General features: G+C 67.9%; 5 protein-coding genes. 4 read left to right on the top strand and 1 reads right to left on the bottom strand.

What is annotated here, in order from left to right:
* Positions 1-984 (top strand): endo-1,4-beta-xylanase (locus tag ACJA3G_RS31050; protein ID WP_406556368.1); only part of this gene is annotated, 984 nt, incomplete at its 5' end.
* Positions 985-1,403: 419 nt separating this feature from the next.
* A complete protein-coding gene (locus ACJA3G_RS31045) occupies positions 1,404-2,237 on the top strand; it encodes a PIG-L family deacetylase (protein WP_406556367.1) in 834 nt (277 codons plus the stop codon).
* A 109-nt stretch (positions 2,238-2,346) separates the two neighbouring features.
* On the opposite strand, the gene ACJA3G_RS31040 is transcribed toward ACJA3G_RS31045, so the two are convergent.
* On the bottom strand, positions 2,347-2,514 hold the full coding sequence (locus ACJA3G_RS31040) for a hypothetical protein (RefSeq protein ID WP_406556366.1): 168 nt from the start codon (positions 2,512-2,514) through the stop codon (positions 2,347-2,349).
* Between the two features lie 421 nt (positions 2,515-2,935).
* Between ACJA3G_RS31040 and ACJA3G_RS31035 the strand changes: the two genes are divergently transcribed.
* Together ACJA3G_RS31035 and ACJA3G_RS31030 are read left to right on the top strand one after the other, a co-directional pair.
* Entirely contained in the window at positions 2,936-3,874 is a 939-nt protein-coding gene (locus tag ACJA3G_RS31035; protein WP_406556365.1) for a hypothetical protein, read from the top strand.
* A 48-nt stretch (positions 3,875-3,922) separates the two neighbouring features.
* On the top strand, positions 3,923-4,513 hold a 591-nt coding region (locus ACJA3G_RS31030), incomplete at its 3' end, for a hypothetical protein (RefSeq protein ID WP_406556364.1).

The raw sequence follows: 4,513 nt of genomic DNA, 5'->3' as shown, positions 1-4,513 counted from the left end.
CGCCGCGCCCTCGGCGCCGCCGCCGTCACCGCGGTCGTCGCCCTGGCCGCGGCCACGTTCCTGCCCACCGGCCAGGCGGGCGCGGCCGGACCCTCACTCCGCTCGCTCGCCGAGGCCAAGGGCATCTACTTCGGTACCGCCATCACCCAGAGCGACCTCAACAACTCCTCGCTCACCGCCGTCGCCGGCAGCCAGTTCGGCATGCTGACCCCCGGCAACGAGATGAAGTGGGACACCACCGAGCCCTCGCGGGGCAGCTTCAACTTCACCCCCGCCGACCGGATCGTCTCCTTCGCCCAGGACCACGCGATGAAGCTGCGCGGCCACACCCTGGTCTGGCACAACCAGCTCCCCTCCTGGGTGAGCAGCCTGCCCACCACCCAGGTCAAGGCCGCGATGGAGAACCACATCACCACCGAGGTCTCGCACTACAAGGGCAAGCTCTACGCCTGGGACGTGGTCAACGAGCTGTTCAACGAGGACGGCAGCTACCGCTCCGACGCCTTCTTCAACGCGATGGGCAGCGGATACGTGGCCGACGCGCTGCGTACCGCACGCGCGGCCGACCCGGACGCCAAGCTGTACCTCAACGACTACAACATCGAGGGCCAGAACGCGAAGAGTGACGCCATGTACAACCTGGTCAAGTCTCTCAAGGCCCAGGGCGTCCCTCTGGACGGTGTGGGCTTCCAGGCCCACTTCATCCTCGGCCAGGTCCCGTCGTCCTTCAAGGCCAACCTCCAGCGGTTCACCGCACTGGGGGTGAACGTCGCCATCACCGAGCTCGACGACCGCGTCCAGCTCCCCGCGACCGGCGCCGCGCTCGCGCAGCAGGCGAGCGACTACACGGCCGTGATCAACACCTGCCTGGCCGTCCCCGGCTGCGCGGGCATCACCCAGTGGGGTGTCGGTGACGCGGACTCCTGGATTCCCGGCACCTTCCCCGGCTACGGCGCCGCCACCATGTACGACGCCAACTACTAGCCGAAACCCGCCTACACCGCCTCCGTCACCGCCCTCGGCGGCAGCACCACCAGCCCCTCCCCCACGCCGGGCGGAACGTAAAGCAGCGGTGTGATGCCAGAACGAGCCTTCGTCGCAAGCGACCGACGACGCCGCCGCGCGGCACGCCCCGCGCGGTTTCCGGGCTCTCGCCGAGGGCGGGTCCCGGAGGGATTTTGGTGTTCGGCGGGAACAACCGGTACGGCCGAAACTGTTGCACCGGCATGAGACCGGTGCCGCGCGGACGCGGAACACCCAGAGCGGCAGGCCGCCCCGACGCGGTGCGGGGCCCGCGGGGTCGCGGCACGCCCGCTCATCCGACACATCGACAGTGAGGGGCGACTGCCCATGCGCCCGCCACTGCCTCGGACCGAGACTTTTCCACGCTGGAGGACTGTTTCATGAACAACCGGCCCCTGACACTCATGGCGGTGCACGCCCACCCCGACGATGAGGCCACGGGAACAGGAGGAGTCCTTGCCCGGTACGCGGCGGAGGGCGTTCGCACAGTCCTCGTGACATGTACCGACGGCGGTTGCGGCGACGGACCTGGGGGCGTCAAGCCGGGCGACCCCGGACACGACCCGGCGGCCGTGGCCTTGATGCGGCGTCAGGAACTTGAGGCCAGCTGCGAAATCCTGAAGGTCAGTCACCTGGAGATGCTCGATTACGCCGACTCCGGGATGATGGGCTGGGCGACCAACGACGCCCCCGGCTCCTTCTGGAAGACACCCGTCGAGGAGGGCGCCGCCCGGCTCGCGGAGCTCTTCCGGCGCTATGAGCCCGATGTGGTCGTCACCTACGACGAGAACGGCTTCTACGGTCACCCCGATCACATTCAGGCCAACCGCATCACCATGGCGGCGCTGAAGATGACCGAGCTGACCCCGAAGGTGTACTGGACGACGGCGCCCCGCTCGATGATGCAGCGGTTCGGGGAGGTCATGCGCGAGTTCGGTACGGAGGGGCAGGAGCCCGATCCCGCTGAGGCCGCCGCACTGGCCGAGATCGGACTCCCGGACGAGGAGATCACCACCTGGGTGGACGCCAGCGGGTTCGGCGGTCAGAAGTTCGAGGCGCTGGCCGCGCATGCCAGCCAGGGCGAGAACATTTTCTTCCTCAAGATGGGCCAGGAGAGGTTCACCGAATTGATGGGCGTCGAGACCTTCGTACGCGTGCAGGACACCACGGGCGCGGCCGTGCCCGAGAACGACCTCTTCGCCGGACTGCACTGATTGACCACCGATTGACCACCGATTGACCGCGCGCGTTGATCACCGCTTGTTCGCGCGCGCCCCGAACAGGGCTGGCTGAACGCATGTCAGGGCGGGTGCGGGGGATTCACTAAGCCGCTTCGTAGTGGTGGGCACGCCCGCCCCGCCACTCGATCATCTGCGAGTCCCCCGCCACCATGTCCTCGGCAACACTCTCCTCGATTCCGGCACGGCGCAGGATCTCGGCCAGGTCCCGGTCGGAGTAGGCCAGGCCGACGATCTGCCCGCGGATCGTCACCCGCCGCCCACCCGTGCCGCGCAACGGATGCACGATTATCGGCGCCTCATTCATGGTTCCAGGGTCCTCCGCACGGCTCATGGCAGCATGCTGAGGCGCAGATCTCCCTGCCGGGATATTCCGCTGACGACGAGCGGGGGAAGGCAGGAGGGAGGAGAATTGAGGAGTGTGATACCTGAGGGCAGATACCCGGGGTACCGTACTCCGTACTCCGTACTCCGTACTCCGTGCTCCGGCCCCTCCTCTCCCTCCGCTTTCTCCCTGACTCATGTCATTCGTCGCGCGGATCCTCTGCAGATCGCTGACCGCCGTGCTGGTGAGTATCGCGGTTGCGTGGGCCCCGGCGGCCCATGCGGCACCGAGCCCGTCCGCGTCGGCACCGATTTCCCTCAGCCCGTCCGAGGGGGCCCCGAGTACTTCCGTGAGCGTCAGTATGGCCAGCTGCACCACGCCTGGCTATATCAGCGAAATCGATTGGGACGGGAGCCCCCGCGATTTCGCAAAGACAGATGACGCCGGGGTCGTCTCCTTCTCTGTGCCGGCCGACGCCACTCCCAAGTCTCATGACGTGCAGGCGTGGTGTATAGACGCCAACAGACAGGCCTCCTACGGCACCGCCCCCTTCGTCGTCACGGCGCCGGCCGACGCCGAAATCACGCTGGACCCCACCGAAGGCGCGTCAGGGACATCTGTCACGGTAAGCGGTTCTCAATTCAACTGCTCGTATGTGGATCTGAAGTGGGACGACACCCCGCTCCCGGGAGCCGACGTCACGAGCGACGGAGCGTTCACCGCGCAGTTTGCCGTTCCGGCAGATGCAACCGCGACGACTCACCACGTGTACGCGACCTGCACGGATTATCCCGACCGGAAGGCCACCGCTGATTTCACGGTGACGGAGCCCGCGACGAACGGAACCACGACAGGAAATGCCACGGGAAGCAGCGACGGGAACTCCACAGGCAACGACACGGGCACCACAGGCCCTACGGGCAACGACACGGGCACCACAGGCCCTACGGGCAACGACACCGGCACTACAGGCACCACGGGCAAGAACACGAGCGCCACCGGTAGCACCGACGGGAGCACTGGCGGAACCGACCAAGGCAGCAACGCGATCCCCACCGCTTGGGTGGTCGGGCCCACCCTCTTCGGAGCCGTGCTGCTCCTGGCCGTCCTGTTCTCCCTGCTCAACCATCGCCAGCGTGGCCCCCGTTGGGCTCACGACCACATCCGCGCCGCACTGCGCCCCGGAGCCGGCACGGTCGCGCTACAGGAGGAGCGGGACCCCGGTTCGGCGGACCGCACCGTACGGCTCGAACCTCACACGGATCCGGGTGACCAGCGTCTGTACTGACCTCTGTTGATCTCCATCGGCCCTTTCAGCCTCCTCCGAGGTGAAGCCATGACCACGACTGCTCCGGCGACAGAGCCGTTCTCGGTGCGTGCTTTCCTGTTCGGCCAGGCGGACGGCAGCCCGGCCGATGCGCTCGTCGGCCCGCTCCAGGGCACCGGGGCGGCCCGAGTGGTCCTCGCGGGAACGAGCCGCCCGCTGACGGCCCCAGCACAACGCGCCGTCGAGGGCGAGATGGCCTCCGTCATCGATTCCTTCCTCAGCATGGATCTCTTCGACGTGGCAGCGGGCGGCTGGCGCAAGCACGCCGCACTCAAGGAGGCCGCGCGCCGCACCCGCGCCGCCCCGGGCAGCGAGGAGGTCGTCGCTCTCGCGACCCACGAGATCACCTCGCGCCACCGCCCCTACGTCGACGTGCTCGTGGACGGCGTCAACCTCGGCACCCTCGATGTGGGCCTCGACCTGGCCTTCAAGATCACGGGGCTTGTCGCCGTCGTACGCGACGCCCGACTGGTCGCCCTGCGCAGTGGGGAATGCAAGCTCACCGCGTTCCTCACCGTCCAGCAGATCCTGCTGGTGAAACGCCAGGCCCAACTGGACCTCCCGGGCATCTGGCGCCTGCACGCCCCGCTCCCCCTGCTC

The organism is Streptomyces sp. YS-3, from assembly GCF_045257485.1.
Classification (GTDB): domain Bacteria; phylum Actinomycetota; class Actinomycetes; order Streptomycetales; family Streptomycetaceae; genus Streptomyces.
This window is presented reverse-complemented; position numbering and strand designations above follow the sequence as displayed.